The organism is Eubacterium sp. MSJ-13 (assembly GCF_018918235.1).
Classification (GTDB): Bacteria; Bacillota; Clostridia; order Lachnospirales; family Lachnospiraceae; genus Butyribacter.
Genome location: NZ_JAHLQE010000110.1, coordinates 1 through 4,892 on the forward strand (window position 1 = coordinate 1; position 4,892 = coordinate 4,892).

Genomic DNA, 4,892 nt, shown 5'->3' on the forward strand with positions numbered 1-4,892 from the left:
TGGTAGAACACCAGCCTTCCAAGCTGGATACGTGGGTTCGATTCCCATCACCCGCTTTTTTCTATGCTCGGAAGTGGAAGTTATTGGTAGATAACACTTAAATATGAATAAATGATATGGTTTTAAAATGAGACTTAAATGAAAAAGCCGATAAAAGCGGGCAAGTAAAAGATGCCTGTTTTTATCGGCTTTTGTTTTATTTTATATCAGGAATTTTTCCATTCCTCAATCACACATGTATGGTGTTTTTTATCTGGACCATCCGTATCATAATTGATTCCCACCAAAAGAATCTTGTCACTATATCCGGACAATACACCCTGATATTTTCTCTCTTTTATCTGTTTAATTGCAGTTTCGGCTGATTCGTTATATTTAAGTTCAACAATCATTGCAGGTCTGAAACCGGCGTTTGATCTGGGAATAAACGCAAAGTCAGCAAAACCTTTGCCGGCAGGCATCTCACGAACTATATTGTAATATGCCGGTGCAGTAAAGTACGCCATTGTAAGAACACAGCTTAGTGAATTTTCATCATTATATTTAAGAATTGATGTATAGGTATCATGAGCCTGTTCTACCAGTTCTGCAACTCTTTCTGCATTTCCGTCTATAGTTTCATCAAGTAATTCATCGCAAGTTGAAATTGCTTTTGCTATATCAGACCATTCACCAGTCTGCAATGCTGATTCAAAAGCTGTTGCTACTTCATAGTTTGGGATGAATGCTTTTTTTCTATCGGAGTCATAGCCTAAATATCCCAAATGGATAAGTGCTGTTAATGCATCATCTTTTGAAGCAATAGTTGAAAAATCATTTTTAAATGTATTTGGATTTACTCTGACTTTTCCACCGGCAAGCATTGTCATAATGTCATCTTTAAGACCGGCATAATTCATTGTAATAAATGTATTTATCGATGAAAAAGAAGATGTATTTCTCCAATAGGAATCACAATCCTGATCTATCATAGCCTGTGTAACGGAGTTTGGATTGTACATATGAACTCCATCTATCAGATAACCATTATACCATGTCTTGATTGAATCAAAGTCCATATCGTATTTTTTACACAATTCCTTGACTTCTTCTTCTGTGAAACCATAGTATTTTGTGATTGGCTTTGATTTTAACATTGTATATTCACGAAAATTATTAAGAGCTGACTCGTCCTTAATCTTTTTAATAGGAAGAATTCCGGTGATATATCCAAGTGCTAAAAATGATTTAGATTCTTCGGATTTAAATAGTGAATGTAGAAACTGTAAATAATGGTGTACAAGTTCCTTATCATCACTGTTTCTGACAACACAGTCCCACTCATCGATAATAATTACGAATGGGATATTAGTTTTTTGGTAAACAGACATAAGGATTATGCTGAATTTTTTTGAGTAATCGATTTCTTCATTAAATGACTTTTTAAAATCATCTATTATATACTCTTTGATTTTTTCTACCAGATCATCCTTGAAATCGTCCCAAAACGAAGAAATGTCCAAATGAATAACATTATATTTATTCATATATTTCTTATAGTCAGGGCTGTCAGCAATCTTTGTATTTTCAAAGAGATTTGACGAATCACAGCCAAGGCTGTAATATGCATCTATCATTCCGGCGGCATGTGACTTGCCAAAACGCCTTGCGTGGCTTACAGCTATACATTTATTTTCGGTTGACAGTCTTAAATTTAGTTGCCCCAATAATTCTGTTTTATCTATATATATCATGCTGTTTTTGGCCTGTGTAAAGCTCTCGTTTGTCGGATTGAAATATATACCCACTTATATCACCCCGTTTCTTATAAAATACAGTAGTTATTTGTGAAGATATTATTAATATCATTAATTATTTTTAGTATATTTTGTTTGAGATATAATGTCAATTTTCAATCAACATATTTATAAGTTTTGACACTGCAATGCTTGTACCACGGCTCATGTCCTGAATAAGACAGATTTCTCTTTCGGGTTCATTTTCTACAAGGTGTATCTGAAGAATATCACCGATGTCAATAACAGGTCTTGCAAGTTCTTCAGGGCAGAAACCGATTCCTAAGTTGTGTTTTACCATTGGAATTATCTGGTCTGTCGTTGCAGCTTCTATATCAGGAGTAAATTTAAGATGGTTATCAAAAAAATACTGGTGATGTGAATCGTGTGTGGCAGTTCCCTCTGTCAATGATATAAATGGGATATTTAAAAGGTCATGGAGGCTTTGTTTTTTCTGTGCAATATCACTGAAATCCCTGCCGCAGATAAGCACTTCCCTGAAAGGATAAAGTGTAGTCATGTGAAGCGGTTTTTTATAATCAACAGGAGTTGTGATAACAGCAAAGTCAACAAGTCCCTTTTCAAGTGCCGAAACTGCCTGTGGGGCAGAATGGTTTGAAATTCTCAGTCTTACATGTGGATATTGTTTATGAAATTTTTCAAGTTTTGGCAGCAGATAAAGTCTTAATGCAGTTTCGCTTACTCCAATAGTTACAATACCTGTTTCCAGGCTTTTGTTTCGTATAAGTTCGTTTTCTCCCATTGTAAGCTGTGCCATGGCAACAGCGACATGATCATAGAGCTGTTTTCCCTCTGGGGTGAGTTTGACACCTTTGTGAGAGCGGATAAGAAGTTTGCATCCGAGTTCACTCTCAAGGATATTCATATATCGTGTGATATTTGGCTGGTTGTTATTTAATGCTTCTGCGGCTTTAGAAAAACTTTTATAACGAGCCACATAGAAGAAAATTCTGTAGTAATCTAAAGTCATATAATACCTCATTTTTATTGTAGTAAATTAGTATAATACTACTTTTGGCGAATTGCAAGAGTGCTAAAAGAAAGTGTCTGTGATTTATTGCAATCATCTCATTCACATGATAAACTTATTTATCGGAAATGTTTTTCATATAACAGTTTATCTGAAGTGTGGAGGCAGTTACCCAAAGAAAAAGGAAATGAGGATGGATTATGAGACTTATACTGGTTGCGATTTTTTTAATATTGTATACGATATTTACTATTCCAATGGCTCTTGTATTGTGGATAATTGGAAAGTTTGATCAGAGAAAGAAAGCAGTTGTCGCACAGGTCTGTGTAAAGGGCGGCTTTAAGGTGATTTTGTTTTTGTCAGGTGTTAAGCTGACCGTTAAGGGAAGAGAGAATATTGTCAGGGATAGGGCGGCACTTTATGCTTACAATCACAGAGGTTTTTTTGACATTTTAGTCGGATATACGACAGCTCCTATGCCGGCGGCGTTTGTTTCAAAAAAAGAAATTGAAAAGACACCAATGATTTCATGGTGGATGAAACAGATGGATTGTTTATTCCTTGACAGGGAAAATATAAAGGAAGGCATGAAAACTATCTTGCAGGGAATCGAACTTTTAAAGAATGGAACTTCTATATATATTGCACCTGAGGGAACGAGAAATAAAGGAGAGGAGCTTCTTGAATTTCATGAGGCGAGTTTCAAACTTGCAGACAAAGCAAAGTGCCCTATAATTCCGGTTGCGATAAACAATACTGATGAGGTATTTGAAAAGCATCTTCCATGGATTCACAGTGCACATGTGACAATAGAATATTGTGAGCCTGTTTATATGGAAGATATGGAGAGAGCCGAGAAGAAGCATGTCGGTGAAAAAGTGAGAGAGATAATCGGAGAGAAAGTTAAGGCTAATGCATAGAATCATAAAGTTTTTTGCACAATATTGGAAAATATGTTATACTAAAAATGATATAATTTTTATATAAAAGAATTTATGCAGAAAGAGGTTACATTTTATGAACAAAGGATTTGTTTTAGTGCCTGTGCTTGGCGTAAAAGTGTGGGTAGTGGTTATGATTGTAATTATCGTTTTGCTGATAGCTGCACTTGTTGCCCTTAGTATATATGGCAAAAAGTTACAGGCCCGTCAGGAAAGCACACAGAAAGAGATAGAAGCAGCCGCACAGAGTGTGTCACTGCTGGTAGTTGATAAAAAGCGTATGAAATTGAAAGAGTCAGGTCTTCCACAGCTTGTTATAGATCAGACACCTAAGTATCTAAGAGGTCAGAAAGTTCCTATCGTAAAAGCTAAGGTCGGTCCAAAGATTATGACACTTATCTGTGATGAGAAGATATTTGAACTTATACCTGTTAAAAAGTCTGTTCGTGCGACAGTAAGTGGAATCTATATCACAAAGGTTCAGGGACTTAGGACAAACCTTGAGGCGAAGCCAAAGAAGGTTAAATTTTCTCAGAAGATTAAGAACAAGTTTTCTAAAGAAAAGTAAATATTGTTTTAAAATAAAAAGGGACTGTGTATAATTGATGCACAGTTCCTTTTTGCTGTTTTGTATGCTTTGTGTGATATATATTTATATGTTATGATTTGAAAGTATAGACTGTTTTGGCTAATCTAACGACTCGATTATCATATTTATCGTGCAGTCGGAGATATGATTGTAGTTCATGTCAAGTCCATAGTCTATTGAAATCTCTATTTTGTTATCATCTTCTTTAATATCAACCCTTGTGGTGTCAAGGCACATATGCATTGAACCAAAAGGTGTTTCATAAAATCCGGTGTGTGTCATGCCTGTCTTAAATGTCATTTCAGTGTTTGTAGCACCTCGTTTTGTAAGTGTGACTGTATCGTCCGAAATTTTAAGAAGATTTGAGACCGTTGCATCTTTTCCGGTTTCCTCATCTCTGAAATATTCTTTGTATGATATTACATGTTTTCCGGCAACAAGGCGGTAATTACCTGTCTGCTTTGTCTGTATGCCTTCTTTGTCATCTATTTCGTGTTGTAAACCATGTACGGTAACAAGTACATTATTATTCATAAAAATCCTCATTTCTGCACACGCTTTTTGTGCATATCAAGTTTGTGTCAAGTGTGCGCAGA

Annotated in this window: 5 protein-coding genes; 2 read left to right on the plus strand and 3 right to left on the minus strand. The window is 35.6% G+C overall.

The genetic code is table 11. The annotated features are described in order from the left end of the window. Window positions 1-206: 206 nt before the first annotated feature. Together KQI69_RS07125 and KQI69_RS07130 are read right to left on the minus strand one after the other, a co-directional pair. Complete coding sequence (locus KQI69_RS07125) at window positions 207-1,787, minus strand: AAA family ATPase (protein WP_216564654.1); 1,581 nt, start codon at window positions 1,785-1,787, stop codon at window positions 207-209. A gap of 97 nt (window positions 1,788-1,884) precedes the next feature. After that, window positions 1,885-2,766: a LysR family transcriptional regulator gene (locus KQI69_RS07130; protein WP_216564655.1), complete on the minus strand. Its 882-nt coding sequence runs from the start codon at window positions 2,764-2,766 to the stop codon at window positions 1,885-1,887. A gap of 200 nt (window positions 2,767-2,966) precedes the next feature. On the opposite strand from KQI69_RS07130, the gene KQI69_RS07135 reads away from it, so the two are divergent. Then, window positions 2,967-3,686, plus strand: a complete 720-nt coding sequence (locus KQI69_RS07135; RefSeq protein WP_253289049.1) for a 1-acyl-sn-glycerol-3-phosphate acyltransferase — start codon at window positions 2,967-2,969, stop codon at window positions 3,684-3,686. 97 nt (window positions 3,687-3,783) lie between these two features. Beyond that, window positions 3,784-4,275: a hypothetical protein gene (locus KQI69_RS07140; protein ID WP_216564656.1), complete on the plus strand. Its 492-nt coding sequence runs from the start codon at window positions 3,784-3,786 to the stop codon at window positions 4,273-4,275. A 120-nt stretch (window positions 4,276-4,395) separates the two neighbouring features. On the opposite strand, the gene KQI69_RS07145 is transcribed toward KQI69_RS07140, so the two are convergent. Continuing rightward, complete coding sequence (locus KQI69_RS07145; RefSeq protein ID WP_216564657.1) at window positions 4,396-4,830, minus strand: DUF1934 domain-containing protein; 435 nt, start codon at window positions 4,828-4,830, stop codon at window positions 4,396-4,398. Window positions 4,831-4,892 lie beyond the last annotated feature (62 nt).